This window comes from Lampropedia aestuarii, from assembly GCF_004803635.1.
In the GTDB taxonomy this organism is placed as follows: Bacteria; Pseudomonadota; Gammaproteobacteria; order Burkholderiales; family Burkholderiaceae_C; genus Lampropedia; species Lampropedia aestuarii.
The window spans coordinates 36,016-62,999 of the sequence record NZ_SSWX01000020.1; the positions used below are offsets into that span (position 1 = coordinate 36,016).

The 26,984-nt window shown below is 57.2% G+C and carries 22 protein-coding genes and 1 pseudogene; 14 read left to right on the forward strand and 9 right to left on the reverse strand.

Annotated features, from left to right (window positions below):
• Positions 1–109: 109 nt before the first annotated feature.
• Positions 110–1,006 (forward strand): LysR family transcriptional regulator, encoded by an 897-nt coding sequence (locus E8K88_RS14030; RefSeq protein WP_136407308.1) that lies wholly within the window; start codon positions 110–112, stop codon positions 1,004–1,006.
• Positions 1,007–1,070: 64 nt separating this feature from the next.
• Here E8K88_RS14030 and E8K88_RS14035 read toward each other — a convergent pair whose 3' ends face one another.
• The gene (locus E8K88_RS14035; RefSeq protein WP_136407309.1) at positions 1,071–1,496 is read right to left on the reverse strand and encodes a VOC family protein; all 426 of its coding nucleotides are present in this window, start codon (positions 1,494–1,496) and stop codon (positions 1,071–1,073) included.
• A gap of 453 nt (positions 1,497–1,949) precedes the next feature.
• Between E8K88_RS14035 and E8K88_RS18390 the strand changes: the two genes are divergently transcribed.
• Positions 1,950–4,058 carry a peptidase U32 family protein gene (locus tag E8K88_RS18390; protein ID WP_240754543.1) on the forward strand — a complete coding sequence of 703 codons (2,109 nt, stop codon included), beginning with the start codon at positions 1,950–1,952 and terminating at the stop codon, positions 4,056–4,058.
• A gap of 21 nt (positions 4,059–4,079) precedes the next feature.
• Here E8K88_RS18390 and E8K88_RS18050 read toward each other — a convergent pair whose 3' ends face one another.
• Positions 4,080–4,250: a hypothetical protein gene (locus E8K88_RS18050; protein ID WP_168797332.1), complete on the reverse strand. Its 171-nt coding sequence runs from the start codon at positions 4,248–4,250 to the stop codon at positions 4,080–4,082.
• Between the two features lie 532 nt (positions 4,251–4,782).
• Between E8K88_RS18050 and E8K88_RS14055 the strand changes: the two genes are divergently transcribed.
• From E8K88_RS14055 to argA, 5 genes are all read left to right on the forward strand, one after another.
• Positions 4,783–6,231 (forward strand): aldehyde dehydrogenase family protein, encoded by a 1,449-nt coding sequence (locus E8K88_RS14055; protein WP_136407310.1) that lies wholly within the window; start codon positions 4,783–4,785, stop codon positions 6,229–6,231.
• Positions 6,232–6,495: 264 nt separating this feature from the next.
• Complete coding sequence (locus tag E8K88_RS14060; protein ID WP_240754544.1) at positions 6,496–7,290, forward strand: bestrophin-like domain; 795 nt, start codon at positions 6,496–6,498, stop codon at positions 7,288–7,290.
• Between the two features lie 115 nt (positions 7,291–7,405).
• Positions 7,406–7,831, forward strand: a complete 426-nt coding sequence (locus E8K88_RS14065) for a hypothetical protein (protein WP_136407311.1) — start codon at positions 7,406–7,408, stop codon at positions 7,829–7,831.
• A 157-nt stretch (positions 7,832–7,988) separates the two neighbouring features.
• Positions 7,989–9,086 carry a cell division protein ZapE gene (gene zapE / locus E8K88_RS14070; protein WP_136407312.1) on the forward strand — a complete coding sequence of 366 codons (1,098 nt, stop codon included), beginning with the start codon at positions 7,989–7,991 and terminating at the stop codon, positions 9,084–9,086.
• A gap of 276 nt (positions 9,087–9,362) precedes the next feature.
• On the forward strand, positions 9,363–10,709 hold the full coding sequence (gene argA / locus E8K88_RS14075) for an amino-acid N-acetyltransferase (RefSeq protein WP_136407313.1): 1,347 nt from the start codon (positions 9,363–9,365) through the stop codon (positions 10,707–10,709).
• Positions 10,710–10,852: 143 nt separating this feature from the next.
• Here argA and E8K88_RS14080 read toward each other — a convergent pair whose 3' ends face one another.
• Positions 10,853–11,755, reverse strand: coding sequence for a peptidylprolyl isomerase (locus tag E8K88_RS14080; RefSeq protein ID WP_168797333.1), 903 nt, complete (start codon positions 11,753–11,755; stop codon positions 10,853–10,855).
• 277 nt (positions 11,756–12,032) lie between these two features.
• Positions 12,033–13,568 (reverse strand): cell surface protein, encoded by a 1,536-nt coding sequence (locus tag E8K88_RS14085; protein WP_136407315.1) that lies wholly within the window; start codon positions 13,566–13,568, stop codon positions 12,033–12,035.
• A gap of 636 nt (positions 13,569–14,204) precedes the next feature.
• Here E8K88_RS14085 and ubiE point away from each other — a divergent pair.
• The 3 genes and pseudogenes from ubiE to E8K88_RS14100 all read left to right on the forward strand — a co-directional run bounded on the left by ubiE (position 14,205) and on the right by E8K88_RS14100 (position 16,969).
• Positions 14,205–14,936 (forward strand): bifunctional demethylmenaquinone methyltransferase/2-methoxy-6-polyprenyl-1,4-benzoquinol methylase UbiE, encoded by a 732-nt coding sequence (ubiE, locus tag E8K88_RS14090; RefSeq protein WP_136407316.1) that lies wholly within the window; start codon positions 14,205–14,207, stop codon positions 14,934–14,936.
• 88 nt (positions 14,937–15,024) lie between these two features.
• A pseudogene (locus E8K88_RS14095) lies at positions 15,025–15,851 on the forward strand (NAD-dependent protein deacetylase).
• Between the two features lie 344 nt (positions 15,852–16,195).
• On the forward strand, positions 16,196–16,969 hold the full coding sequence (locus E8K88_RS14100) for a ProQ/FINO family protein (RefSeq protein WP_136407317.1): 774 nt from the start codon (positions 16,196–16,198) through the stop codon (positions 16,967–16,969).
• A gap of 133 nt (positions 16,970–17,102) precedes the next feature.
• On the opposite strand, the gene E8K88_RS14105 is transcribed toward E8K88_RS14100, so the two are convergent.
• Both E8K88_RS14105 and pyrE read right to left on the reverse strand, forming a co-directional pair.
• Positions 17,103–17,738, reverse strand: coding sequence for a DUF4124 domain-containing protein (locus E8K88_RS14105; protein WP_168797334.1), 636 nt, complete (start codon positions 17,736–17,738; stop codon positions 17,103–17,105).
• Between the two features lie 174 nt (positions 17,739–17,912).
• Positions 17,913–18,638 carry an orotate phosphoribosyltransferase gene (gene pyrE, locus E8K88_RS14110; RefSeq protein WP_136407319.1) on the reverse strand — a complete coding sequence of 242 codons (726 nt, stop codon included), beginning with the start codon at positions 18,636–18,638 and terminating at the stop codon, positions 17,913–17,915.
• Positions 18,639–18,665: 27 nt separating this feature from the next.
• Between pyrE and E8K88_RS14115 the strand changes: the two genes are divergently transcribed.
• The gene (locus tag E8K88_RS14115; protein WP_136407339.1) at positions 18,666–19,475 is read left to right on the forward strand and encodes an exodeoxyribonuclease III; all 810 of its coding nucleotides are present in this window, start codon (positions 18,666–18,668) and stop codon (positions 19,473–19,475) included.
• Between the two features lie 466 nt (positions 19,476–19,941).
• Complete coding sequence (locus E8K88_RS14120; protein ID WP_168797335.1) at positions 19,942–20,892, forward strand: alpha/beta hydrolase; 951 nt, start codon at positions 19,942–19,944, stop codon at positions 20,890–20,892.
• A 53-nt stretch (positions 20,893–20,945) separates the two neighbouring features.
• Here the strand turns inward: E8K88_RS14120 and E8K88_RS14125 are convergent, their stop codons facing one another.
• Both E8K88_RS14125 and E8K88_RS14130 read right to left on the reverse strand, forming a co-directional pair.
• On the reverse strand, positions 20,946–22,166 hold the full coding sequence (locus E8K88_RS14125) for a CaiB/BaiF CoA transferase family protein (protein WP_136407321.1): 1,221 nt from the start codon (positions 22,164–22,166) through the stop codon (positions 20,946–20,948).
• Positions 22,167–22,442: 276 nt separating this feature from the next.
• Positions 22,443–23,630: an acyl-CoA dehydrogenase gene (locus tag E8K88_RS14130; RefSeq protein ID WP_136407322.1), complete on the reverse strand. Its 1,188-nt coding sequence runs from the start codon at positions 23,628–23,630 to the stop codon at positions 22,443–22,445.
• 211 nt (positions 23,631–23,841) lie between these two features.
• On the opposite strand from E8K88_RS14130, the gene E8K88_RS14135 reads away from it, so the two are divergent.
• Positions 23,842–24,786: a LysR family transcriptional regulator gene (locus E8K88_RS14135; RefSeq protein WP_136407323.1), complete on the forward strand. Its 945-nt coding sequence runs from the start codon at positions 23,842–23,844 to the stop codon at positions 24,784–24,786.
• 366 nt (positions 24,787–25,152) lie between these two features.
• Positions 25,153–26,442 carry a YbfB/YjiJ family MFS transporter gene (locus E8K88_RS14140; RefSeq protein WP_136407324.1) on the forward strand — a complete coding sequence of 430 codons (1,290 nt, stop codon included), beginning with the start codon at positions 25,153–25,155 and terminating at the stop codon, positions 26,440–26,442.
• Between the two features lie 106 nt (positions 26,443–26,548).
• On the opposite strand, the gene E8K88_RS14145 is transcribed toward E8K88_RS14140, so the two are convergent.
• Positions 26,549–26,947, reverse strand: a complete 399-nt coding sequence (locus E8K88_RS14145) for a cytochrome c oxidase subunit II transmembrane domain-containing protein (RefSeq protein ID WP_168797336.1) — start codon at positions 26,945–26,947, stop codon at positions 26,549–26,551.
• Positions 26,948–26,984 lie beyond the last annotated feature (37 nt).

Genomic DNA, 26,984 nt, shown 5'->3' on the forward strand with positions numbered 1-26,984 from the left:
GGCTGCTTATGTGCTCTGGCTGCTTATGCGCCACAGCTCGTATTTTGATTTCATTGTGGCAAAAAGAAAATCAATTATTATTTTCCGAATTCATCAAAATGATTGATCAATGCTCAAAGAACTGAAATCCCTCATTGCCGTCTCTCATGAAGGCACGTTTGCAGCAGCGGGCCAGAAAATCGGCTTGACCCAGGCAGCCATCAGCGCGCAAATGAAACGGCTGGAGGAGGAGCTCAACCTGGTCCTGTTCGAGCGCAACGGCCGCGCCGCGCAGCTCACGCCCGCTGGCCATACGGTATTGCTACAAGCCAAGGAAATTGTCGGCCTGTGCCAGGAACTGGGCACAGACAAGCCCCCCACTGCTCCCGCACAACAAACCATCCAGCTGGGCGCGATTGCCTCGCTGCAAAGAACCATCTTGCCGGCGGTGCTCGCCCAGGTGCACAACCAGCACAGCGGTTGCAGAAGCCGGATTGTGCCGGGCGTATCACTCGATCTCTACAACATGGTCGACTCTGGCGAGCTGGATCTGGCTGCCATCATCAAGCCGCCGTTCTCGCTGCCCTCCGAGTTGCGCTGGACCACGCTGGCCAGCGAGCCGTTTGAGCTGATTGCCGCCAAAAAATGGGCGGACCACGACTGGGAAAGCCTGCTGCGCACGCAGCCCTTTATACGCTACGACCGTGTGTCATTTGGCGGACGGCAAGTCGACCGGTTCTTGCGCAAAAACAAAATCCACCCGCACGAGATCTGCGAGCTCGATGAACTCGATGCGATCACCGAGCTGGTCAGACACCAGGTTGGCATCGCCTTGGTGCCCAAAACCCTGTCGCAACCGCACTGGCCCAGCGACATTCAGGCCTGGTCGCTGGGCGACAAAGGCTTTCATCGCGAGGTCGGGCTGGTCCACCGGATCTCACACGCGCCCAGCAGCGCCATGCAAACCATGCTGGCCATTTGGCCGCAACTGGTGCAAGAGCAAATGGCCCAATCTGTGGCGCCATGAGCAAACGGCGCAAAACAAAAAGGCGGCTCAAGAGCCGCCCAACGCCACCCCTTTCAGAACGTGTTTACTTGGCAAACAACTGGCCCATGTCTTGAAAGGCCTTGAACTCCAGTGCATTGCCGCATGGGTCGAGCAAGAACATCGTCGCCTGCTCCCCGACTTGGCCTTTAAAACGCACATAAGGCTCAATCACAAACTGCACACCGAATGAGCGCAGGCGCTCAGCCAGCGCCTCCCATTCAGGCCAACTCAACACAATACCGAAATGCGGCACCGGCACATCGTGGCCATCGACCGGGTTGGTGTGCGCGCTTTCTTGGGCTGCAGTCAGCGGGTGCTCGTGGATCACCAACTGGTGGCCATAAAAATTGAAGTCCACCCATTGCGCGCTGGAGCGGCCCTCCTCAAGACCAAACACTTCGCCATAAAAACGGCGCGCAGCGGCCAAATCGTGCACAGGAATAGCCAGATGAAAAGGAGAGAGTTGCATCGCAGGTACCTTCTAAGAGATCGTAAACACGTTCTAATGTGTGAATCAAGACACAAGCAATGGTAGAGATCTCACTCACAAAAACAAGCAATCATTTTTTCTACGATGAATCATTTTTTTTGATGAATCCAACACCATCGGATTCAATGGCTTCGGAGGGTGGGCAGCTGTACTGCCCACGCGGATGGCGCGAGCGGCTCACACCCGCGAACCCCGCGCAGCCGGTCAATCGCCCCCCAAATCGCAGCCCATACAGTACGTTCAAGCCATGAGGCTCAAGCGCCACGCCTCCTGCCATTCGCTGCCAAGCATCCGCCTGTGGGGCTAAAAACCATCACGGCGCTCAAGCCGCCTGCAACAAGCCCCCACGGTCTTGTGCAGCAGAACATTCTTTTTACTACTCTTATTAGATAATAGCGGCTTACTACAAGTCCAACCCCACGAGTTCCCACCATGCTAGCCCACGAATTGGAGCTGCTTGCGCCTGCGCGCACAGCCGATATTGGCATTGAAGCCATCAACCACGGCGCTGACGCCGTCTACATTGGTGGGCCCGCTTTTGGCGCACGCGCAACGGCAAACAATGACCTGGCCGATATTGAGCGGCTGGTGCGCCACGCACACCGCTTCAACGCCAAAATTTTCATCACGCTCAACACGATCTTGCGCGACGATGAGCTTGAAGGCGCGCGCCGCATGGCCTGGCAAATCTATGAGGCCGGTGCCGACGCCCTGATCGTGCAGGACATGGGCTTGCTGCAACTCGATTTGCCGCCGATCCAGTTGCATGCCAGCACGCAAACCGACATCCGCACCCCCGAAAAAGCCCGCTTCATGCAAGATGTGGGGTTTTCTCAAATCGTGCCAGCGCGGGAATTGACGCTCCAGCAAATCGCAGCGATTCGCGATGCCATCGACATCAACCGCACAACCATTGAATTTTTTGTGCATGGCGCGCTGTGCGTGGCCTACAGCGGCCAATGCTTTATCAGCCATGCGCATACCGGCCGCAGTGCCAACCGGGGCGACTGCTCACAGGCCTGCCGCCTGCCCTACCAGGTGCAAGACGACAAAGGCCGCTTCATCGCCTACGACAAACATGTGCTGTCGATGAAGGACAACAACCAAAGCGGGAATATGCGCGCACTGGTCGATGCGGGTGTGCGCAGTTTCAAGATTGAAGGGCGCTACAAAGACATGGGCTATGTGAAAAACATCACTGGCCACTACCGCAAGCTGCTGGACGAAATCATTGAAGAGCGCGAACTGGGCGAGGCACCACTGCGCCGCGCCTCCAGCGGCAAGACCACGCTGCACTTCACGCCAGACCCGAACCAAAACTTCAACCGCGAATTCACCGACTACTTTGTTGGTGGCCGCAAAGAAGACATTGGCGCATTTGACAGCCCCAAAAACCCCGGCACAGCCATTGGCTGGGTCACGGCGATTGCCAAAACAGGCGATGCCAGCGCCCACAGCGCCAGCAAAAGCCTGCACAAACATGGCAAGTCGCCAAAAACACCGCAGGCCCCAGCCTTCAATGCTGGCGAGAGCTGGGTCGAAATCCAATTGCAAGACCCACAAGCCATGCTGTCCAACGGCGATGGCCTGTGCTATTACGACCTGCACAAAGAGCTGGTCGGCATGGCGATTGACCGCGCCGAGCCTGCGCCCAGCAAGCAGCCCGGTCTGTGGCGTGTCTGGCCCAAGGATGCGCTCAGCAGCCTCAAAGACCTGCGCAAAGATCTGGAGATCAACCGCAACCGCGACATGAACTGGATCCGCATGATGGAGCGCCAGTCCAGCGAGCGCCACATCGGCCTGTGGGCCCAACTGCAAGAGCCTCGCCCAGGGCAATTGCAATTGCTGCTGACCGATGAGGACGGCTACACCGGCACGGCACAGGCCGAACACGCCCAGCAACTCGCCAACGAGCCTACACAAGCGGCGACCACGATTGCCAAGCAACTCAACCGCTTTGGTAATACCGCCTTCCATGCGCTGGATGTGCAAGTGCAATGCAAGCAGCCATGGTTTTTGCCAGCCTCACAACTGAACCAACTGCGCCGCGACGCACTGGCCCAGCTAGAACACAACCGCGCTGCCGGCTACAAGCGTCCAGAACGTGCCGCACCGGTTGAGCCGCCAGTGCCCTTCCCCGAAGACACACTGACCTACCTGGCCAATGTGCTGAACCACCAGGCCCATGACTTCTACATCAAACACGGCGTGCAAGTCGTGGATGCGGCCTATGAAGCCGACCAGGAACTGGGCGAAGTCAGCCTGATGATCACCAAACACTGCGTGCGCTTCTCCATGAGCCTGTGCCCCAAACAGGCCAAAGGCGTGATTGGCGTCAAAGGCACGATCAAGGCTGAGCCGCTGCATTTGATCAACGGCAAAGAAAAGCTCACCTTGCGCTTTGACTGCAAACCCTGCGAAATGCATGTGGTCGGCAAAATCAAACCCGGTGTGCTGCAACAGCAAAAACAGGCTGTGGCGCAATCGCGCAGCCAAGGCGTGCCGATGACGTTTTACCGCAAGCGTCCGGCCCACTTGTAAAGTGCCACCCAAGCCAGCGCCTCAATCCTGAGGCCGCGCTGCACTTTGTCTGGCCCAGCCCTCGCCTATTGCCTGGGCGCGGGCGGTCATCGCGGCCACCAAACTCGGCAAATGCCGCTCAGGCATGCGGTTTGCGACTGCAATCACGGCCAGGCCTGCCACGACTGCGCCCTGCGGGCTGAATACCGGCACGACAAGGCATGGATATAGGGCGCGACGCCTACAGGCACACAGGCAAAGCCCCTGTCTCTGGTTACGGCTACGCGCTCACGCAACGCTTCAGGCGCAATATCCAGGCTTTGGAGCTTGCTGGCATTGCGCTGCATGATCTCGTTGATACCGGCGTTATCCTATCCCGCCAATGCTGCGTTGATACTAGGTGGGTGGCCCTTCAAACCGGCCGAGCTCACGGTCGATATGCGCCGCATTGACGCGATTGTCAGCAAAACGGTGAGGTGGAAGAAGCGGTCTGGCCTCCGGTATGCTCAACCACCCAGCTTAGAGCCTGTTCAAAATCGCCACGCATTCGCGCAAGACACAAAAAACGCAGCAGCCATGCTGTCTTGCTGCTTGCGCTTGGCCGCGTTTTGTTTCGGCTGGTCACATTGTTTAAAAAGTGACATGCATATTCAAACAAATGCCTATTGCTATCTTTTCAGATGGTGCGAACATGGCTTGTGATCGATTGAATTTCTTTTTTATTACTTTGACTGCGTATTAATTTATGTCTAACTACCACAACCTCATCGGGGGCCAGTGGCGTGCAGGCCACAGCACCAGCTCCAATATCAACCCCAGCAATTTGGCCGATGTCATTGGCGACTACGCGCAAGGCGACGCCAGCGACGTGCAAACGGCCGTGGCCTGCGCCAAAGACGCTTTTGCCAGTTGGTCCCACTCCTGCATCCAGGCACGCCACGACGCGCTGGACAAGATCGGCCATGAAATCCTGAGTCGCAAAGACGAATTGGGTGAACTGCTGGCCAGAGAAGAAGGCAAAACACGCTCCGAGGCCGTCGCCGAGGTCATGCGCGCCGGTCAGATTTTCAAGTTTTTTGCTGGCGAATGCCTGCGCCTGTCAGGCGAAGCCCTGCCCTCAGTGCGCCCGTACGTCGGCGTAGAAATCAGCCGCGAGCCCTTGGGCGTGGTCGGTCTGATCACACCCTGGAACTTCCCGATGGCCATTCCGGCCTGGAAGATTGCTCCGGCCCTGGCCTATGGCAATTGCGTGGTGTTCAAGCCCGCAGAACTCACACCAGGCTCGGCCTGGGCGCTGGCTGAGATCATCCATCGCAGCGGCATTCCTGCCGGGGTTTTCAACCTCCTGATGGGCCGAGGCCGCGTGATTGGTGAAGCACTGGTCAACCACCCGGATGTCGCAGCCATCAGCTTCACTGGCTCAGGGGCCGTTGGCCGTGGTATTGCGCTGCGTGCCATCGAGCTGGGCAAAAAATTGCAATTGGAGATGGGCGGCAAGAATCCGCAAATTGTGCTTGATGACGCCAACCTGGCCCAGGCCGTCGAGTTGTCGGTGCAAAGCGCGTTCTACTCCACCGGCCAGCGCTGCACAGCAGCGAGCCGCTTGATCGTCACCCAAAAAATCTACCCGGCCTTCATTGAGGCCATGCAGGCACGCATGGCCCATTTGAAGATCGGCTCTGCCTTGGCCAAAGACACCGACATTGGACCAGTGGTCAGCCAAGCGCAGCTCGAGCAAGACCTGTCGTATGTGACGATTGCCCGCGAAGAAGGTGGCAAATTACTCAGCGGCGGCCAGCGGGTGAACTGCCACAGCGGCAGTGGCGATAAAGGCTACTTCATGGCACCAGCGCTGCTCACCGACACGCACCAGGCCATGCGCATCAACCGCGAAGAAGTATTTGGCCCAGTGGCCAGTGTGATGCGCGTCAAAGACTATGAAAGCGCCTTGGCAGCGGCCAACGACACGGTGTTTGGCCTCTCAGCAGGCATTGCAACCACCAGTCTGAAGTACGCCACGCACTTTAAACGCCACAGCCAAGCGGGCATGGTGATGGTGAACCTGCCCACAGCCGGGGTCGACTACCACGTACCGTTTGGCGGACGCAAAGGCTCTAGCTATGGCCCGCGCGAGCAAGGCCACTACGCGCAGGAGTTTTACACCACCGTCAAAACGGCTTACACCATCGCTTGATGGCTCGGCGGCGGTCATGCAGTGCATGTCATGCTCCCTGGCCGCCTTGAACAGCTTCGTTGTTTGAGCCTTGCGCGACTGCAGAGCGATCATGCGCTGGTTTTTGACTCTTGGCTGTTGCCACGCGCCGATAGCCCTCCATCTCTGGGCCAACACACGCACTTCTCGCACTATCATAGGCAGCACCCACGCGGCATGGCATGCCATGGCCCAAGCAATCAACCGCGTAGGCAAGTCACATGGTGTCAGAGTTGAAGGAAATGCATGTTGCAAGAATTTTTCGGCGCGATTGATGGCTATTCTTGGATCGTTTTGGTCTGTATTTTTGCTGGCCTGAGCCTGGCCGCCTGTCTTGGTAAATTCAGCTGGGGCAGCAGACACCAGCACGACTCATCCACCGCTGCCGAGCTGCAGATTGTGCTGGGTGCGACCCTGTCCTTGTTTGGTTTGTTGGTGGGCTTTTTGGTGAGCGTGGCAATCAACGGCTACAACAGCCGTGTTGCGGCTGAAGAAAACGAAGCCACAGCCATTGGCAATGCCTTCCAGCACACCAGCTTGCTGCAAGAGCGCTACCAGGCGCCGGCAGAGGCCATGCTGCAAGACTATTTGCGTTTGCGCATTGCCTTCTTTGAAGCCAGCAACGACCAGCAACGCGCACAACTGCGCCTTGAATCCATGCAGGTGCAAACGACAATGTGGGAATTCATTAGCCAGTTGGCCCAACGCCAACCAGACCCTGTGATCGCCAAGGCACTCACGGTCAGCAGTGAACTCTACGTCAGCCAACAAAAAACGGTGGCCAGTTGGCGCCACCAAATACCGATTGCAGCCTGGACCATCTTGGTGATCTTTGGCTTGTGTTCGAACTACCTGATCGGCAACAACATCCGGGGCAAAAGTGGTCGCAACCGCCTGTTGTTCTTTATGCCTGCCGTGACTGCATTGACCCTGTTCATGATTGCCGAGATTGACGCGCCTGGCAAAGGCGTCATCCATGTGACGCCCGAGAACCTGAAAGACATTCTCTACATGCTGGAGCACCGCGCGTTGATGCAGTAATGTGCAGCCCGCCATGGCCGCTTGGCTATGGGACAATAGCCGTCTTTCTCACCCATGCGCACACCATGTGCACATGCTTAAAAGCACTTACTTGACGTTTTAGAAGGAGCGCCCCATGTCATTGGCCATGTATATCGTGCTGGACCACCCCGAGCCCGGCTTTGACACTTTTGTCGATGGCAAGGCATTGGCCAGTGCTGCCGACGAACTCAATGACTTGTGTGAGCAAGAAGGCCTGGAGCCGCTGGACTCGTTCGTTGGCCAAAGCGAAAGCGAGCTCGATGGCTTCTCCGACGACCGGCGCGATGCCAATGAAGACGACGAAGATCCCTGGGCGCAGGACAGCGCCGAGGAAGCAGCCGACTGGTGGGACGCGGCCGAAGGCGTGGCCTGGATCAATGCGGTGATCGAATTGATCGAAGAAAACCCCGATGCACTGGAAGACCCCGATGGGGTTCTGGGTGATCTGGGCGACTTCTTGCACGTGCTGGAAAAAGCCCAGGCTGCCCGTATCCGCTGGCATTTTGCCTGGGATTTCTAAGAACGTGTTTACGATCTAAGAGCCTTTGATCGCCCAACAATAAGACCTGCTTCCAGCATCACTGCGCACGCTGGAGGCAGAACGCCCAGCTAGCATTGCCATGCAGACGCTTTTCTCTGCGCAATGCAACCGCCGCAAGGCAGAAATGAGATTTGGCATGAGTGTGGAATCCGCCTACCAAGCCGTATTGGCAGAAAAAGGCTACACAGCTGACCCCGCGCAATTGCGCGCCGTGGCCGCTTTGCAGCGCTGTGCCAATGAGTGGGCCGAATACAAAAACAAGCGCTCGAACCGCCTGAAAAAACTGGTCAACCGCCCAGACATCCCCAAAGGCGTGTACATGTACGGTGGCGTAGGCCGTGGCAAAAGCTTTTTAATGGAGTGCTTTTTCAAGGAAGTGCCGATCCAGCGCAAAGTGCGCCTGCACTTTCATGAGTTCATGCGCGAAGTGCACCGCGAACTGCATGCCATGCAAGGCACGCAGGACCCGCTGGACAAACTGGGCGCACAGATTGCCAAGCGCTACAAACTCATTTGCTTTGATGAATTCCACGTCGCCGACATCACCGATGCGATGATTCTCCATCGCTTATTGGTGGCCTTGTTTGACAACGGCGTGGGCTTTATTACCACCTCGAACTTCAAACCCGACGAGCTCTACCCGAACGGCTTGCACCGCGACCGCATTCTGCCTGCGATTGCCTTGCTCAATGCACGCATGGAAGTGGTCAACGTCGACAACGGCACCGACTACCGCCGCCGCACGCTGCACCATGTCGAGCTCTACCACTGCCCGAATGGCCCAACAGCTGATGCTGCCATGACGCAGGCGTTTGACAGCCTGGCCGAAATTGCCGACGAAGAGCCAGTGATGCGGATTGAATCGCGCAGCATCACTGCTAAGCGGCGTGCCGGAGGCGTGATCTGGTTTGACTTCAAAGAGCTGTGCGGTGGGCCACGTTCACAAAACGACTACCTGGAAATTGCCAACCAGTTTCACACGGTGATGGTCTCGGACATTCCGCAAATGTCGCCCAATTTGGCCTCAGAAGCGCGGCGCTTTACGCTGCTGGTCGATGTGCTGTATGACCGCTGCGTCAAACTCATCGTCTCGGCTGCAGTGTCGCCTGAGCAGCTCTACCAGCAAGGGCCACTGGCACACGAATTCCCGCGCACGGTCTCACGCCTGAACGAAATGCAATCGCAGGAATACCTGGCGCTGGAAAAACGCATAGTCGACACCAGCCTCAGGTAACAAGAGCGGCTCACAGGCCCCCGCGAGGGCGCGCCCACAAGGCAAAAGCGAACTACGGCCCTGGCGCCTACGTGCACGGCATCAAAAAACGCATGATTTTCTTGGTACTGTGGCCATAAATCTCCGACAATCCGCATGTAGTGAATGCGCCAGCCAGACAAGTGCTGCAACCCCTTGCTGCTGCAATCACCATGGTCTCAGCAACACGGCATGACGCAGCGCTAAGCATAGCGCAGACCCCAGCCGCACTGTTCACCGCCTTTTTCCTCGATTGCCATGTCCGCTGTTTTCAACTTCACCTTTGTTCCCTGGTTTCGCTCGGTGGCGCCCTATATCCACAAGTTCCGACACCAAACCTTTGTGGTGGGCATTTGCGGTGAAGCCATTGCCGCAGGCAAGCTGGAAAACATCGTGCAAGACCTGGCGCTGGTGCACAGCATGGGTGTCAAAATTGTGCTGGTGCACGGCTTTCGCCCACAGGTCAATGAGCAGTTGCTGGCCAAAGGCCTGCAACCCCAGTACTACAAAGGCAACCGCATCACCGATCCCGCCGCGCTGGATGCGGCGCAAGAGGCCGCGGGTCAGTTGCGCTTTGAAATCGAAGCCTGCTTCAGCCAGGGCCTGCCCAACACCCCCATGGCAGGCTCGAAAATCCGCGTGATTTCGGGCAACTTCATCACCGCCAGACCGATGGGCATTTTGGACGGCGTGGACTTCCAGCACACCGGCAAAGTGCGCAAAGTCGATGCCGATGGTATTCACCACTCGCTGGAGAATGACTCGGTTGTGCTGCTCTCGCCATTTGGCTCCTCGCCCACCGGCGAGGCCTTCAATTTGTCGATGGAAGAAGTCGCCAGCTCAATTGCGATTGCACTCAAGGCCGACAAGCTGCTGTACGTCTGCGAGGTGCCAGGCATTCGCAAGCAACCTGAACAAGCGCCTGGCGAAGACAACCCGATCATCACCGAGATGACCTTGGCGGACGCCAAAAACATCTTCAAGCAAGCCCCTGAGGCAGAAGAGCCGACCGACACCGGCTTTTACCTCAAATACTGCATCAAGGCCTGCGAAGGCGGGGTGGAGCGCAGCCACATCATTCCGTTCTCGGTCGATGGCTCGCTGCTGCTGGAAATCTATGTGCACGATGGGATTGGCACAATGGTGGTCGACGAGCGGCTGGAAGAGGTTCGCCAGGCCACGGCGGACGATGTCGGTGGCATCTTGCAGCTGATTGAACCATTTGAAAACGACGGCACCCTGGTCAAACGCAGCCGCACCGAGATTGAGCGCGACATCAACAACTACACGATTGTCGAGCACGACGGCGTGATCTTTGGCTGCGCGGCGCTCTATCCGTACCTGGAAAAAAGCACCGGCGAAATGGCCGCTGTCACCGTCTCGCCCCACTCGCAAGGCCAGGGCGACGGCGAAAAGCTGCTCAAGCGCATCGAGCAACGAGCGCGCAGCATGGGCATGACCAGCATCTTCTGCCTCACCACCCGCACCATGCACTGGTTCATCAAACGTGGCTTTGAAGTGGTCGACCCCGAATGGCTGCCGCAAGCGCGCAAGGACAAGTACAACTGGAGCCGCAAGAGCAAGGTGTTGGTCAAGCGCTTGTAAGGGCCATCAGTGTCGCCTCAGCAGGAGATCGCACACCTCGCTGCGCTTTAGATGGGTTGTCGGCATCTACAGTCCAATGCAAAAGCCCCAAGGAGCAAGCATGACTCTTGCTCCTTGGGGCTTTTCTTCATCTGTGAATGGCCTTAGGGCTTGGCTGCGGCCTTAGCCTTGGCTTGGTTATCTTCTGCGATTGCGGCAATGGCCTCCTGATTGACCACCGCATGGTCTAACACAGCTTGCACCAAGGCATCGCGGCGCTCTTTGATGATGCGGTTTTTAGCCTCGTCCATCAAGCGCTCTTTGACATCATCAAACGACAACTGGCCTTTGGCATGGGCGCCATCTAGGCGCGCAATATGCCAGCCATACGCGGTTTTAAACGGCTTTGAGATTTCGCCTTGCTTCAGGGTTTTGAGTTCTGCCTCAAACTCTGGAATCATTTTGCCCTCAGGAAAATATCCCAAAGAGCCATGCTGGGCCGCACTGGCTGGGTCTTGGGATTCCTTGAATGCCAGATCGCCGAAATCAGAGCCCGATTGAATCAGTGCATACAAGGCATCAATCTTTTCTTTGGAAGCAGCGCTATCGCCAGCAATCAGAATATGGCTGGCAGCCAGCTCGCCTTGGGTCGTGAAACTGCTTTGCTCATTTTTATACACGGTTTGTGCGTATTTCAGCAAATCGGCCTCTGAGGGCAGCGCCTGTTGCGCAGCCTCTTCCATCAACAATTCCATCAACACGGTTTGCTGCGCCTGCTCCAAACGCTTTTGCGCTACAGGCGATTGGTCCAAGCCACTGGCTTTCGCCTGCTGTGCCAAGCTAGAGCGCACTAGCAAGCCACGGGCTGCGCCTTCAATGCGTGCTTTTTCTGACAATGCAAATGTGCGGCTGGTCGGGTCTAAGCGTGCTGCATCCGCTTGTAAATCCAGTACGGTGATTTCTACCGGCTGCTCACCTGCGCCGTGGACCAATACCTGCGCCTGCGCAGCTGTGCCCAAGGCCAGCGCCGCGCAAACTGCAGCACCTGAAATCAAGGGTTTTGCCATGCTTGCCACGTAGGCATTTAAACAGTTGTGCATCATTTTATAAATCCTTTGAATGTTTCGCATTGAACGGCATGCGTAGTAACGCTTATCGCGCAAACTTCCACTGAGTCCTCTGCGCCAACTAAGTTCCGGCCCAGTGTATCGGCTGACAAGTGCATCATGCTGCAACAGCTTGCCCAGTCAATACAGATACAAAAAAAGCAGACCCTAAGGTCTGCTTTTGATTAGCACCTGGCCTTAGCCAAATGCCTTGTTGACATCGGTCAACTGCCCACAATTACTTGTTGAAGCGGTGTGCGTATGTCAGGTTAATGCCGTTACCAGCGGTCATAGTAGCAAAGCCGATCACTGGCAGGCCTGTACCTTTGGTACCGCCAGTACCATTAGCTGCTGCCAGCTTGAATTTAGCCCAACCAGACTCAACAGCTGCACCTTTAACTTGAGGAGCAATGTTGTTGTAAGCGATTGTACCACCCAAGATGGAGTCAGGAGCATTACCGTTGAATGTGAACACGTTCACTTCACCAGAAATGTATGGCAGACCAGCTGGAGTGCTAGGAGAAATCACAGCGCCGTTATCGACAGCGCTCATGCCTTCTTCTTTATCCCAGTAAGTACCATTCAAAGTGATTTGAACAGATGGGATACCATTTGCACGGTTCAATTTAGAGTTAGCAGGTGCGAAGTAATCGCTATCGTCGTTGAATACGATGTCGCCAACTACATTGCCACGTGAATCTTCCGCTGCGTAATCAATTGCTACGCCATAACGACGTGTTGGCAGAGAGAATACCCAGTCAGTTTTGAAACCAGCTTCACCAGTTGTGAATTCGTTGATGATTTCAGAAACTGCCAAAGCGGCAGAAACGTGATTGGCTTGATCTGACGGTGTATTTGCACCAGTCAAGTAAGGAGTCGACAGATCTGGGAAGTCGTAGTAAGCGGCTTCGATCGCAGGATCAGCACCTGTGAACAATGGATCAGCTGTACCATCAGTAATCCAAGCAGCGCTCACAGCAACAGCGTTTTGTGGAGCAACAACAAAGTTACCGACACCAGCAACACCGTTAGTATCAACAGCTTGCAAAGCAGTTGCATTGCCGCTGGCTGTAGAACCAGTTGCAACATCCATCACAGCCCAGTTAGCGATCAAGCCAGTGGTTGGGAAGCCGAAGCCTGCAGCAGTCACTTCACCTGCAGTAGTCAACGGAGTAGCAAATGCGTCGTTGATCGCTTCTGTCTTGGAGTAGCAAGGAGCCACGCCATTGACGTGCTTAATAGCTGTGTACAGCGATTCTTTATCACTGTTTGGAGGAATATCAGCAGCAGTCAGGATTTCGACATAACCTTCGCGTGTTTCAGACACCAGGTTATCGAATACGCGACCAACTGGGAATGCTGTGCTTTGCACAACTTCATTGTTAGGGTATGTGCAAGTTGTGTCGCCGTTCAGATCCAAGCGTGTGTTACCGGCTTCATCTTTGTACACGCGTGAACGCCATACGTCACCTGGGGACAACAACAGGTAGAAGTCAAACACGTCGTCGGAGTTACGAGCGCCACGGAAACGCACTTTAACGGCTTTACCGTTTACGGTGTCTGTGTTGACAACGTTCAGCAATGTGTTGTTGCTGTTTTGAACGGTGTAGTAAGGAACCAATTGGATGTGACCCACACCACCGGCGTTGATTGCAAATTCTGTTGCAGCAACTTGATTAGCTCCCGGAACAGCAGAAACTGATTGCGCGGAAGCAGAACCGGCCAGAACTGCCAGGGCTGCTGCAACGCTCAATGCGAAAACATTTTTTTTCATGAGGAAACTCCAAAAATGAAGAGGTTTGAATGCGTAACGACCAAGTTTCAATCACGCTGCGGCATCGTAGCACGAAGACTTATCGCCGAAATGGCTACGCAAACGGAAATTGAGCGTTTTTTCCAAAAAAACAACACACTTCGCTTCGCGCGCGTTAACCCATGCCATTCTGGGCGCAAGTCTATGTGCATCTGGGCGGTAATGCAAGTTAATTTATAGCGCCCAACCTATTTTTTGCTAGGCACAGTGTCATTTTTTTCAGCATGCAATGGCTTGCATTGCATGCTGAGCAGCCAGGCGATCACCTCTTAATTTAGGCTCGCTATTTACTATTGGCTGACCACCATGCACCGCTCGAAGTTTCTTTTGCCACATCGGTTTCTTGTATCCAAGCGGCACATTCTGTCGAAAAAATGTCACATCAACTGCCACAAACACATGGCAGAAAGCTGGCAGAGTTGGACGCAACGTAATAGATCCTAGATCCGCCTGCGCATGGCCCCTACTCCTACCATTAGTATCTATGTAGCAGCATTTAGTCACTCATGCACAATAGCGGCTACAGTGTGCTTTCTGCATGGGCTGCACGCCCGTGCTTCTGATTTGATTTCCACGCCCTCGCGGGCCTGATGCGCTATGAATAAAACCCATTTTGGCTTTGATACCGTCAACGAAGAGGAAAAGGCCGGCAAAGTACGCCAGGTCTTTGACTCGGTCGCCCCCAAGTACGACATCATGAATGATTTGATGTCGGCTGGCCTGCACCGTGCTTGGAAGGCCTACACCGTGATGGTGGCCAACTTGCGCCCAGGCCAGAAGGCGTTGGATATTGCCGGTGGCACAGGCGATTTGGCCAAGGCGTTTGCCAAAAAGGTGGGGCCCACTGGCATCGTGTGCCACACCGACATCAACGAGGCCATGCTGCGCACAGGCCGCAACCGCTTGCTGAACCACGGCTTGGTGTTGCCGACCATGGTGTGCGACGCCGAGAAGCTGCCATTTCAGGACAATTATTTTGATGTGGTCAGCGTGGCCTTTGGCCTGCGCAATATGACGCACAAAGACCAGGCCCTGGCAGAGATGCAACGCGTGCTCAAACCCGGTGGCAAGTTGCTGGTGCTGGAGTTCTCGCAGGTCGCGCCACCACTGCGCAAGCCGTATGACTGGTATTCGTTCAATATCCTGCCGCGCCTGGGTCAGGCCATTGCTGGTGATGCTGACAGCTACCGTTATCTGGCCGAGTCGATTCGCATGCACCCAGACCAGGCCACGCTCAAAACGATGATGCACAGCGCCGGCTTTGGCCATGTGGACTACCACAACCTGACTGCTGGCATTGCCGCCTTGCATGTCGGGATTAAATGCTGAGTTTGAGAGCCTGTTTACGATCTTTTCGCAGCCCGCGTTGTAGCCATCCCCAAGCATCAACCAACCTAGCTAGGATGCACTCTCCCTCATGGCTCCTTTTCTGACCCAGCTCAGCGGCCTGATGGACCAAGGCCCGGCGTGGATGGCTTTGACCGGCGCGGGCATGAGCACGGCCTCCGGCATTCCTGATTACCGCGATGCCAACGGCCAATGGAAGCGGCCACAGCCGATTTACTTTCAGCCTTTTATGCAGCAAGCCGAGGTGCGTGCACGCTACTGGGCGCGCAGCATGGTCGGCTGGCGCTTTTTTCATCAGGTGCATCCCAATGCGGGCCACTTTGCAGTGGCGCAATTGCAAACCCAGCACCTGCTCGATGTGGTGGTGACGCAGAATGTCGACGGTTTGCACGAGCAGGCAGCACGGCGGTGGTGGATTTGCATGGCCGTTTGGACCAGGTGCGTTGCATGCAGTGCGGCTGGCGCCTCTCGCGCCAGGACTTTCAAGGCATGCTGCAGGGCCGCAACCCGGGCTGGCTGGATGCGCAAGCGCCAATGGCACCTGATGGTGATGCGGATCTGGAAGGGGTGGATTTCAGCCAGTTTCAGGTGCCGCCCTGCCCACAATGCAGCGGCATTGTGAAGCCTGATGTGGTGTTTTACGGCGAGCACGTGCCACCCGAGCGCCACCAGCGGGCCACCGCAGCCATGCATGCCGCTGGCGGGCTGTTGGTGTTGGGTACCTCGCTGATGGTGCAGTCCAGCTACCGCTATGCGGTACTGGCGGCCAAACTGGGCAAGCCCATTGCCATCATCAACCAAGGCATGACCCGGGCGGATGCACTGGCCTCGTACAAACTGGACGCGCCAATTGAGAGTGCGCTCAGCGCACTCGCAGCCCTTGCTGCCAGCCACTAGCTGCCGCTGTGCTGCACCGAACTTGGCGCACTGTCTTCTACTGCAACATGCGCGTGATGGCTTGCCACAACAGCCTGGCAGGCAGACCTCACTGCAGGCACCTGTTGGCACCTGTTGGCACTTATTGGCACAGACTCCTGCTGCAAAAGACCATAAAATGCGGCCTGGCAACACCCCCTGCCCAGCGCAGCCACGATTGGCTGACAGAGCATGACGCTGCGGCATTTGCCAAAGCAACAAATTCAGTGGCATGATGGGTGGTTTCGCTACTGCACTTTTGGGTGCGCAGTTGTGCTGCGCGCTGCAAGCAGTGGCTATTATTACTAGATTTTTGCGTCTTTTTCATGTCCCAATCCCCCGCCACTTCGGATCGCCGCAAACCGCGCAAGCCGAATGCCAACCAAGCTCGCGGCGCGTCCAATGGCCGCAAGCCTGCTGCCCCATTCAAGCCTGCACATCCGGTACTGGAGCGTCTGGCGCAATTGCACCCTGCGCTGTTTGGCGCGCAGCCGCTGCCGCTCAAGCGTGGTATTTTTGAAGACATCACCAGCGCCCACCCCGAATGGGAGGTCGAAGAGCTCAAGCAAGGTTTGGCGATTCACACGCGTTCAACCCGCTATTTGCAAGCAGTTTCGAATGCCCGTGCACGCCACGATTTGCAAGGCCAGGCGGTTGAGCCGATGGCCGTGGAGCACGCATTTCACGCGCTGACCGAGTTGTACCGGCGCAAATTGCGCCATGCCGACCGCGCTGAAGAATCGCAAAAACCTGCCCTGTTGGAGCAAGCGCAGCAATGGCTGGAGCACCGCTTAGGCAAAGCGATCGAGCAATCCGGCCTGCGCGCTGCAGCCTACCAAGAAAGCGTGCACACCCGCGATGCCACAGTGCAGGCCACACTGGCCCAGGTGGTCAAAATCGCCACCGAGCAGCAGGCTCGCGATGAAGCCATGCTGCATGCGTTTGAAGCCAGTGGCTCCAGCGTATCGGCGTTTGCTGAGATGTATGGCCTGACTGTGCAAGAAGCAGGCTTGATGTTGGCGCGCGCACGGCTGCACCAAGAGCGCTTGAAAGAGCAGCAAGCGGCAGCTGACACAAGCAGCCAAGCCAGCGCTGAGTGAAGCGCACCTGCTTGCAAGCCAGGCAACTGGTATGAGCGAGCGACACACCACAAAAAAAGGGCGCTATGCGTCCTTTTTTGTTGTGCCTGCGTTGCTTGTCTGGGGCGGCAGCCTCCAGACAACTGCAGCCTCACTACTCCCACAGCCTTTTGAGTTCAAGCAACTCCGCATCAAAATGGCGCTCAATGCGCTCGATCTCTGCCTGCTTGCCCTCAACAAAAGTGGCCTGCTCCTGAATTTCTCGTGCATTGTGCTCAAACTGGCGCTTGAGCGATGCCGGGGCCTTGGCGATGTCGTTGCCGTAAAACTCCAATTCACGGTCCAGCTTGTTTTTTTGCTCAACCAGTTGGGCCGAGCGCACTTGCGCTGCGCTGATCACGCCGAGCAAGGTTTCTTTGGCACTCTCACGCGCAGCGCGGTGTGCTGCCTCATTCGGATAACGAATCAGTAAACCGCGCTCATATTGGCGCTTTTCATTGGCTGCACGCACTCGGGCTTGCTCGCGGGCTTTTTCACGCTCCATGGCATCGCGCTCGGCCTGGGTATAGCTGGGCTGCCGCACACCTTGCAGATGGCCGGTCACGCCATCCAAAATGCGCTGGGGCCGGTCATTGCATTGCGGAATTGGGCGGTCTGAAGTCAAGGTGCGGCCATTGCCATCAACGCAGGTGAAAATCTTCGCGCGCTCTTGCGCCATACTGCCCGCCATCAGCGCCAGCAAGGCCCCTGACACACAGGTGATTTTCATTGCATACATGACTTTCTTCATACAACCTTGTTCAGAAACACAGTCGGTAAACAGCAGACGCATGGCCCATAACGGCCATATGCAGCACTATGGCGCCATTCGTGACACGCTGGGGGCAAGGCGTTGGCAGCGCATGCTGGATGAATGGCCGCAGCGCAGATGGTGCAGCCCCAGCTTCAAATACAAGCGGCAACCTTACACGCCGTAACGTTCCCTGTAAGCCTGTACTTTGCCATGGTATTGCTCCAGCTGGCTAGCGGCGGAGTCATCTGATGTGCTGGAGTGTGACAAATACCCCAAAATGGCACTCAAATTGGCAATCGCGCAAACCTGCAAGCCCAATTGGTCTTGCACCAGCTGCACTGCGCTGTGCGGCACATCCTGGCCGTTTTCAGTGGCCATCTCTTGGCGATCCAGGGCAATGGCCAGCGCATGGGGTGTTGCGCCTGCCGAGCGGATAATCGCCATCGCTTCACGCACGGCCGTGCCCGCAGAGATCACATCGTCAACAATCAGTACGCGCCCTTTCAGGGGCGCCCCCACCAGCATGCCGCCTTCGCCATGGTCTTTGGCTTCCTTGCGGTTGTACGCATAGGGCGCGGGACGACCCAAACGGGCCAATTCCATCGACACCGCCGCAGCCAGCACAATGCCTTTGTAGGCTGGGCCAAAGATCACATCGAACTCAATGCCGCTGCGCACGATCGCATTTGCATAGAATTGGGCCAGTGTCAGCAACTTCTGGCCATCATTGAACAGGCCCGCGTTGAAAAAATACGGGCTTAAACGACCGGCTTTGGTCGTGAATTCACCAAACCGCAACACACCACTTTCGATGGCGAATTGCACAAATTGCTGCGCCGCTTCTGCGGATGGGCTATTGCTAGCGGTGTGTGTGCGGTCAGCCTCTTGAGCAGTCATCAGATAAATCTCTCCATGCAAAAAGCATTGTTTCACCTCACCAGCCTCAACCTCAACGGCATTCGATCAGCAGTCAACAAGGGGCTGGTGCCTTGGCTTGAAAAAAACAAACCCGATTGTATGTGCGTGCAGGAAGTCAAAGCGCAACTGCCCGATCTTGAAAAAGCCCAGCTGACGCAATTGGCTGGCATGCAAGGCTATTTCCACCTCGCACAGAAAAAAGGCTATTCCGGTGTAGGGGTATACACGCGCCATGCGCCCAGCGAGGTCATTTACGGCTGGGACAAGGGCGAGTTTGACGACGAAGGCCGCTACATCGAGCTGCGCTTTGACAGCCCGGCGCGCAAGCTCTCCATCATCAGCGCTTATTTTCCCAGTGGCTCTTCAGGCGAAGAGCGCCAGGCCGCCAAATTCCGTTTCTTGGCTGGCTTTTTGCCCTACCTGAACGCCTTGCAACGCGAGCGTGAATTCATTTTGTGCGGCGACATCAACATCGCCCACCAGAACATCGACTTGAAGAACTGGCGCAGCAACCAGAAGAACAGTGGCTTTTTGCCCGAAGAGCGCGACTGGATGACGCATTTGTTATCCAACACCGAGCAAGAGCGCATCCCGCTGGTCGATGTCTATCGCCACCTGGAGCCCGACACCACCGATGCCTGCTACACCTGGTGGAGCAATCGAGGCCAAGCCTATGCGAACAACGTGGGCTGGCGTTTGGACTATCATCTGGCTACGCCAGCCATTGCCCACTTGGCACGTAGCGAGCAGATATACAAGGCTGAAAAATTCTCCGATCACGCACCGCTGACGATCGGCTACGACTTTCAGCTGTAACCAACCCAGCAGTACATGCTGCAAACACGCAGACGCTTAGAGCCTGTTCAAAGTCTCCACGCAGACCGCGTTGGAGCCCAAAAGGATACGATGCGCGGCAAAAACCGCAGTCGGGCTATCTGCCCGGCGAGGATTTTTAACAAAGCAGCGTGCCTTTTGGGCTCCAACCCGAAGGGCAAGGCACAAAAAAGCGCATTGCGGCGTTGCCCGTTTTGCTCATACAGACGTATGCGCTGCAACAGGCGCCTTGCACTGCCTCTTTTTTGTGCCTTGCGCGACTGCGCCGAGACTTTGAACAGGCTCTTAAAGCAGCGCCATGCTTGTTTGCCTGTGCCCTCCTATCGCCATGCCCTTACGCCTTGCTCCTCCGCGCTCTGCGACTTTGGCACCAGCGCGCCGCCGCTTTCTACAGCACAGCCTAGTGGCTGCCAGCGCCAGCTGGTGGCTCGCTGCTTGCTCCACCACCATGCACCAAACACCTCCGACCATTGCCGAACACCCGATGCACCCGACCCGCATGCCTTTGTCGGGCTGGCTCGACTGGGAAGATCCTCATTCAGGCCATATCTGGCGTGTCTGGTTACAAATGCCAGAAAGCCCACCACCGGCCGAAGGCTACCCTGCGCTGGTCGTGCTCGATGGCAATGCGATCTTCCCGCTAGCGGCGCAATGGTCCAGGCTGCAGCAAACACGCCCGGCCTATGTGCGCGGCGAGCCCAGCATTATCATCGGCATTGGCCACCCAGGCGATGCCTTGTTTGACCCGATGAACCGCCGCCGCGACTACACGCCGCCAGCACCGGGCGTGCAAGCGCCTGAAGGCGGCGCCGACCATTTGCTGGAGTTTCTAGACAAAGTCCTGCTGGCCGACTGGGCCGAGCGCCTGCCACTGAACCGCAACAAGCTGGGGCTGTTTGGCCACTCGCTCAGCGGCTTGTTTGTGTTGCACACCTTGTTCACAAGGCCACGCTTGTTCACAAACTACTACGCAGCCAGTCCCTCGATCTGGTGGCACGACACCTATTTACTGCAAGAGCAAGCACAGTTCATCGCCCATGATGCGGCGCTGTTTGCCCAAGCGCCGACCGAGGCCCATGCTGACAGCGCCGCGCATGCGAATGTGTTTTTGTATGCTGGCTCGCTCGAAGAGCCCAGCAGCGAAGCGCGCCCGGCCAATGCACCGACGACCGGCCAGCGCCACACGGTGCGGCTGCAAATCACCCGCGCACGCGAGATGGCCCAAGAGCTGAACGACCTGCAATGGCCAGGCCTGAAGGCACAGTTCCATTTGTGGCCCGACTTGACCCACGGCGATACGATGATGCCCTCGCTGATGCAGGCCGTGGCCAATACCGGCATGCCCAAAGCCTGGAAAGACGCCGATTACGGCCTGCGCAATCCTGAACAAGGGCGCTGATTGCGCTTGCAGCACGCAGTACGCAGTTCGCAGTTCGCACGCAAATCCGACGGCTAAACCACACCCTGGCTGCGCAACTGGGCAATGCCCTCAGCGCCCAAACCCAACTCCTGCAGCACTTCATCGGTGTGCTGGCCCACAGTGGGCGGCGCGCGGCGGTTTTCCACCGGGGTGGCTGACATTTTGATCGGACAGGCCACCTGTGGCACTTGGCCACTGGTGGGGTGCGGCATGCTCAGCTGCATGCCACGGGCTTGCACTTGCGGGTCGGCAAACACTTCTGAGAGCTGGTTGATAGGCCCACAAGGCACGGCCTTGGCTTCCAAAGCGGCAATCCACTCTGCGGTGCTGCGTTGCACGGTGAGCTGGCGCAGCAAGGGCACGAGCTCCTGGCGGTGCTGTACCCGCAGCGCGTTGGTGCTAAAGCGCGCGTCGTGGGCCAGCTCAGCCTGCCCTGCCTCAGCACAAAAGCGCTGGAATTGGCCGTCGTTGCCAATCGCCAAAATCATATAGCCGTCGGCAGTGGGAAAATCCTGGTACGGCACGATGCTGGGGTGGGAGTTGCCAAGACGCTGCGGATTCTCGCCAGTGGCCAGATAGCCCAAGGCCTGGTTGGCCAGGCAGGCAACCTGCACGTCCAGCAGTGCCATGTCGATGTGCTGACCCAGGCCGCTTTGCTCGCGCCAGGACAGGGCGGCCAGCACCGCATTGCTGGCATACAAGCCGGTCAAAATATCGGTCAGCGCCACACCCGCTTTCATCGGTCCAGCGCCAGGCTCACCGTCTGGGCGGCCGGTGACACTCATCAAACCGCCCAGCCCCTGAATCAAAAAGTCATAGCCGGCACGCGGCGCATACGGGCCAGTCTGGCCAAAACCGGTGATCGAGCAATACACCAGGCGCGGATTGATCGCCGCCAGTGACGCATAGTCCAGTCCGTATTTTTTCAGACCACCGACTTTGTAGTTTTCCAGCACCACGTCGGACTGCTTGACCAAACGATGGATCAGCGCCTGGCCTTCTGGCTGGGTGATGTCCACAGTGATCGAGCGCTTGTTGCGGTTGGCGCACAGGAAATACGAGGCAATGTCAGTGGGCTCGCCGGCCTCGTCCTTGATCCAGGGTGGTCCCCAGCGGCGGGTGTCATCGCCCTCGCCTGGGCGCTCGACCTTGATGACATCGGCCCCCATATCGGCCAATAACTGGCCAGCCCATGGCCCGGCCAGAATGCGTGAGAGATCGAGTACGCGAATATGCGAAAGAGCGCCAGCCATATACATTCCATTGAAGAATCAAAAGCCATGCCTGGTTGCGCCAAGCCACGCCAGGCGATGGCAGTAGCAGGCCATGCAATCACTAAAAAGGCGGGGGACGCAGCCAGCAGAATGCGTTGGTACGTGCGATCGTGAAGGTCCGCGCCCCGAAGGGCGTCCCCCATAAAAAATGGCGACACCGACTCTGCGCGCGGCACGATGCCGCAAGCTATGAGTCCAGTGATACCGCCTGTGCGGGGCCATGCACAACGGCCCCACGCGATGGCTTTGAAGCAATCAGTTGGCGAATGCGGCGATACCAGTGATCGCACGCCCCAGAATCAGCGCATGCACATCGTGCGTGCCTTCGTAGGTGTTGACTACTTCCAGGTTGACCAGGTGGCGCGCGACGCCAAACTCGTCGCTGATGCCGTTGCCGCCCAGCATGTCACGGGCCTGGCGGGCAATGTCCAGCGCCTTGCCGCAGCTATTGCGCTTGATGATGGAGGTGATCTCCACCGGTGCCTGGCCAGCATCCTTGAGGCGGCCCACTTGCAAGCAGGCTTGCAGGCCGATATTGATTTCAGTCAGCATGTCAGCGAGTTTTTTCTGCACCAGCTGGTTGGCAGCCAATGGGCGACCGAACTGCTGGCGGTCCAGCGTGTACTGGCGTGCCGTTTCAAAGCAGTCTTCCGCTGCACCCAAGGCGCCCCAGGCAATACCAAAACGTGCGCTGTTGAGGCAAGTGAACGGGCCTTTGAGGCCGCGTACATCGGGGAATGCGTTTTCTTCAGGCACGAACACCTCGTCCATGACGATCTCGCCGGTGATCGATGCGCGCAGACCCACTTTGCCATGGATGGCTGGAGCAGACAGGCCTTTCCAGCCTTTTTCCAGCACAAAGCCACGGATCTGACCTTCGTCGTCCTTGGCCCAGACCACAAACACATCGGCGATCGGGCTGTTGGTAATCCACATTTTGCTGCCCGAGAGGCTGTAGCCGCCATCGACCTTTTTGGCGCGGGTGATCATGCTGCCCGGGTCAGAGCCGTGGTTCGGCTCGGTCAGGCCAAAGCAGCCAATCCATTCGCCAGAGGCCAGTTTGGGCAGGTATTTTTGCTTGGTCGCTTCATTGCCGAATTCGTTGATCGGCACCATCACCAGCGAGGATTGCACGCTCATCATCGAGCGGTAGCCAGAGTCAATGCGCTCGACTTCACGGGCCACCAAACCATAGCACACGTAGTTCAGACCCGCGCCGCCGTATTGCTCTGGAATCGTCGCGCCCAGCAGGCCCAACTCACCCATTTCACGAAAAATAGCTGGATCGGTCGACTCATTGCGAAATGCCAGCTGCACGCGGGGCTTGAGTTTTTCCTGGCAATACGCACGTGCTGCATCGCGCACTTGGCGCTCGTCTTCGGTGAGTTGGCTCTCCAGGCTAAGTGGATCTTCCCAGCTGAAAACGGCTTTGGATGCGGACATATCGATCTCCTAAGGTCATGACGGCTTGCGCTCAAACAGCGCAGTCGTGGGGCGTTCAAACAATTTCTTTACTAGCCAGGCCAAGCATTGATCTCTTAGCCAAGGCATTAAAAATGCGATTTATGCATTTTATAAAGCCACAATTGACTATTCAACCGCTTTTTCTGCATGTAATTGTGCGCAAAGCGCACTCCGAACCATAATACCGGGCATGAGACGCAAAATCCCCAGCACCCACGGTTTATTGGCTTTCGAGGCATCGGCGCGGCATGAGAGCTATACGCGCGCGGCCGACGAATTGTCGCTAACTCAAAGTGCGATATGCAGGCAGATCGCTGCGCTGGAGGCCTACCTGGGCGTGGCGCTGTTTCGCCGCACCCGCCGCGGTGTGCAATTGACTGAGGCAGGCCAGAGTTATTACCGGCAAATCAGCCCGCGCCTGGATGCACTGGCCCGCGACACCTTGCAACTGATGGCCCAAAAAGGCGTAGGCACCGAATTGGAGCTGGCCGTCGTGCCCACTTTTGCCACGCGCTGGCTGCTGCCGCGCCTGCCAGACTTCCAGCGCCAGCACCCAGAGATCCTCGTGCATATGAACACGCAAACGCGGCCATTTCTGTTTGACCAGACCGCATACGACGCAGCGATCTATTTTGGCGACGCGGGCTGGCCAGGCACCGTCGCGCACTTTTTGATGCACGAATACCCTGTGCCGGTGTGCAGCCCGGCGCTGCCAGGCTTGCCTTTGACCGCAGATGGCCAGCTCGACGCCCAGGCGATTGCCAAGCTGCCCTTGCTACAGCAAAGCACACGGCCCTACCACTGGCGCCAATGGTTTGAAAGCCAAGGCCTGCGTGTAGACCACGATATGTCGGGCATGCGGCTAGAACTGTTCTCGATGCTGGCCCAAGCGGCAATGGACCGCATGGGCGTGGCGCTGATTCCGCCATTTTTGATTCAACAAGAACTGGCCTCGGGGGCCTTGGTCACGCCTTGCGCACACGCGCTCAGCACCGACCGCGCCTATTGGCTGATCGTGCCCGAGCGCAAAACCGAACGCCCGGCACTGGCTGCGTTCAGAACCTGGCTGGAAGAAGCCGCCCAGTCAGCCACTACGCCACACGAAAGCGAGAAAAAGCGCACAATCGCAGGCTGATTCAGCAAGCAGGTACGCAGCACGGCACATACTGCCATGCCGCAAACGCAGTGGACTGCAGTCCTGTTTGCTGCCGCGCCCTCAGAACGTGTTTACGATCTTTTTGCAGTCGCGCAAGGCACAAAAAAGAGGCAGTGCAAGGCGCCTGTTGCAGCTCATACGTCTGTATGAGCAAAACGGGCAACGCCGCAATGCGCTTTTTTGTACCTTGCCCTTCGGGTTGGAGTCCAAAAGGCACGCTGCTTTGTTCAAAATCCTCGCCGGGCAGATAGCCCGACTGCGTTTTATGCCGCGCATCGTATCCTTTTGGGCTCCAACGCGGTCTGTAAAAAGATCGTAAACACGCTCTACCACACCCTACACACTATGGCCAGCCCCACAACTGACACTGCACCGCAACCACTGCCCCCATCGCCCTCGGCATTGACGATTGCGCTCGCCGGGGCCATTTCTTTGGCCTGCGCGCTGGGACTGGGCCGCTTTGCCTTCACCCCGCTATTGCCGCTGATGGTGCAGGATGGCCTGGTTGACTTGCGCTTTGGCAGTTGGCTGGCCACGCTCAACTATATCGGCTATTTGCTGGGTGCCCTCAGTTGCATGGCCCTGCCCTTCGTGCTGCACAAGCGCAGCACCCAGCAACTGCGCCAGTTGACATTGCCTTTGCTGCGTGGCGGCCTGATCGGCACCACACTGCTGCTGTTTGTCATGGCCTTGCCACTGCCGTCGCTGTGGGCGCTGGCCCGCACGGTCGCCGGCATTGTCTCGGCCTGGGTATTTGTCTATACCACCGCCTGGTGTTTGGAGCAGCTGGCCGTGCGCCAAGCCAACCAGCTTGGCGGTTTGATTTATGCCGGCCCCGGCATTGGCATTGCGGTCTCAGGCCTGCTGGTCTCCAAGATGGCCTTGTGGCAAGCCCATGCACAGCTCATCTGGGCCGTGATAGGCACAGCAGCCATTGCGTTGAGCGCCTTTGTGTGGCATATCACTGCCAGAGTGCACCGGCATGAACAGCGCCAAGCGCCTGCCAGTGCGCCACAAGCCGCGCCAATTGCCAGCAGTGCCTTACAGCGCCGCACCATCCACTGGAGCAGCGAGCAAGTGCTGCTGGCCATTGCCTATGGTTTTGCCGGTTTTGGCTACATCATCACCGCCACGTATTTGCCTGTGATTGCGCGTACAGTCATGCCTGGCTCGCCTTGGATTGCCTTGTTCTGGCCCATTTTTGGCCTGGCTGTGGCGGTCGGCGCTGCCAGTACGCGCTTTATTGCGCCCTGGCGCGATCGCCGCACCCTGCTCATTCTCAGCTACCTGCTGCAAGCCCTTGGTGTGGTCTTGCCCTTGTGGCTGCCCAATAGCATCGGCTTTATTCTGGGCAGCATTTTGCTGGGCCTGCCATTCACGGCACTGACCTTGTTTGCGGTGCAGGAAGTGCGTCGCCTGCTGCCAGAGCATGCCGCGCCTTTTATCGGCGCGATCACAACCCTGTATGGCATTGGCCAGATTGCCGGTCCACCGATGGTGGTGTGGATTCTGGGCCGTGCCAGCTCACAGCAACAAGGCTTTGCGCTGGCCTTGTCGGTGGCGGCAGCCACCTTGGTGATTGGCGCGGCCTTGTTCTTGTTTTTACGACTGCGCTACCCCATCCGCACCACTTGATCACAAGCGCAACGCACTACAAACCGCAGTCAGTACAAGCAGGTACAGAGGTTGTACAACGACGCATCAGGGTGGTGTTAGCAGCTCTTAGAACGTAAACACGTTCTTAACGGCTATTAGGCGCGCAGTCAGCCGCAGTGGTTGGCAAGCCATCATCGATATGCACAATCAGCGCTTGCGAGGACGATTGCGCCGAAGGCTCAGCCAGCAACATGGGCTTGAACATCGGCCACAGCATCGCCACGACAAAAAGCAGTGGCAGCAAAGTCCACAACAGATCGGCCAGGCGTGAATCACGCCACCATTTAGCTTGCTCGCTGCGACGGCGGTGGCGGGCCGTGGCCCAAAAAATGAGTCCGTAGGCAACGACAAACAACACCAGGCACAAGGCCATCAGCAACCATTGCAGCCAACCCCACTGGGTTTGGGGCCCGTTGGTCGCCAACACTGCGGCGGCGCAGGCATCGGCTGTCTGGGTTTGCGCGCGCGCAGCTGTATGAACCATGAAACTGGCCGATAAAGACACCCAAAAAGCCAGCTTA

What these genes read in the sequence shown, in the direction of transcription:
- pyrE (WP_136407319.1), bottom strand. Translation starts at nt 18,638, where the DNA reads ATGACTGCTCAAGAGGCTGACCGCACACACACCGCTAGCAATAGCCCA.
- E8K88_RS14105 (WP_168797334.1), bottom strand. Translation starts at nt 17,738, where the DNA reads ATGAAGAAAGTCATGTATGCAATGAAAATCACCTGTGTGTCAGGGGCC.
- E8K88_RS14140 (WP_136407324.1), top strand. Translation starts at nt 25,153, where the DNA reads ATGGCCAGCCCCACAACTGACACTGCACCGCAACCACTGCCCCCATCG.
- E8K88_RS14135 (WP_136407323.1), top strand. Translation starts at nt 23,842, where the DNA reads ATGAGACGCAAAATCCCCAGCACCCACGGTTTATTGGCTTTCGAGGCA.
- E8K88_RS14035 (WP_136407309.1), bottom strand. Translation starts at nt 1,496, where the DNA reads ATGCAACTCTCTCCTTTTCATCTGGCTATTCCTGTGCACGATTTGGCC.
- E8K88_RS14145 (WP_168797336.1), bottom strand. Translation starts at nt 26,947, where the DNA reads ATGGTTCATACAGCTGCGCGCGCGCAAACCCAGACAGCCGATGCCTGC.
- E8K88_RS14120 (WP_168797335.1), top strand. Translation starts at nt 19,942, where the DNA reads ATGCACCAAACACCTCCGACCATTGCCGAACACCCGATGCACCCGACC.
- ubiE (WP_136407316.1), top strand. Translation starts at nt 14,205, where the DNA reads ATGAATAAAACCCATTTTGGCTTTGATACCGTCAACGAAGAGGAAAAG.
- zapE (WP_136407312.1), top strand. Translation starts at nt 7,989, where the DNA reads ATGAGTGTGGAATCCGCCTACCAAGCCGTATTGGCAGAAAAAGGCTAC.
- E8K88_RS14080 (WP_168797333.1), bottom strand. Translation starts at nt 11,755, where the DNA reads ATGGCAAAACCCTTGATTTCAGGTGCTGCAGTTTGCGCGGCGCTGGCC.
- E8K88_RS14065 (WP_136407311.1), top strand. Translation starts at nt 7,406, where the DNA reads ATGTCATTGGCCATGTATATCGTGCTGGACCACCCCGAGCCCGGCTTT.
- E8K88_RS18390 (WP_240754543.1), top strand. Translation starts at nt 1,950, where the DNA reads ATGCTAGCCCACGAATTGGAGCTGCTTGCGCCTGCGCGCACAGCCGAT.
- argA (WP_136407313.1), top strand. Translation starts at nt 9,363, where the DNA reads ATGTCCGCTGTTTTCAACTTCACCTTTGTTCCCTGGTTTCGCTCGGTG.
- E8K88_RS14085 (WP_136407315.1), bottom strand. Translation starts at nt 13,568, where the DNA reads ATGAAAAAAAATGTTTTCGCATTGAGCGTTGCAGCAGCCCTGGCAGTT.
- E8K88_RS14130 (WP_136407322.1), bottom strand. Translation starts at nt 23,630, where the DNA reads ATGTCCGCATCCAAAGCCGTTTTCAGCTGGGAAGATCCACTTAGCCTG.
- E8K88_RS14125 (WP_136407321.1), bottom strand. Translation starts at nt 22,166, where the DNA reads ATGGCTGGCGCTCTTTCGCATATTCGCGTACTCGATCTCTCACGCATT.
- E8K88_RS14060 (WP_240754544.1), top strand. Translation starts at nt 6,496, where the DNA reads ATGTTGCAAGAATTTTTCGGCGCGATTGATGGCTATTCTTGGATCGTT.
- E8K88_RS14055 (WP_136407310.1), top strand. Translation starts at nt 4,783, where the DNA reads ATGTCTAACTACCACAACCTCATCGGGGGCCAGTGGCGTGCAGGCCAC.
- E8K88_RS14100 (WP_136407317.1), top strand. Translation starts at nt 16,196, where the DNA reads ATGTCCCAATCCCCCGCCACTTCGGATCGCCGCAAACCGCGCAAGCCG.
- E8K88_RS14030 (WP_136407308.1), top strand. Translation starts at nt 110, where the DNA reads ATGCTCAAAGAACTGAAATCCCTCATTGCCGTCTCTCATGAAGGCACG.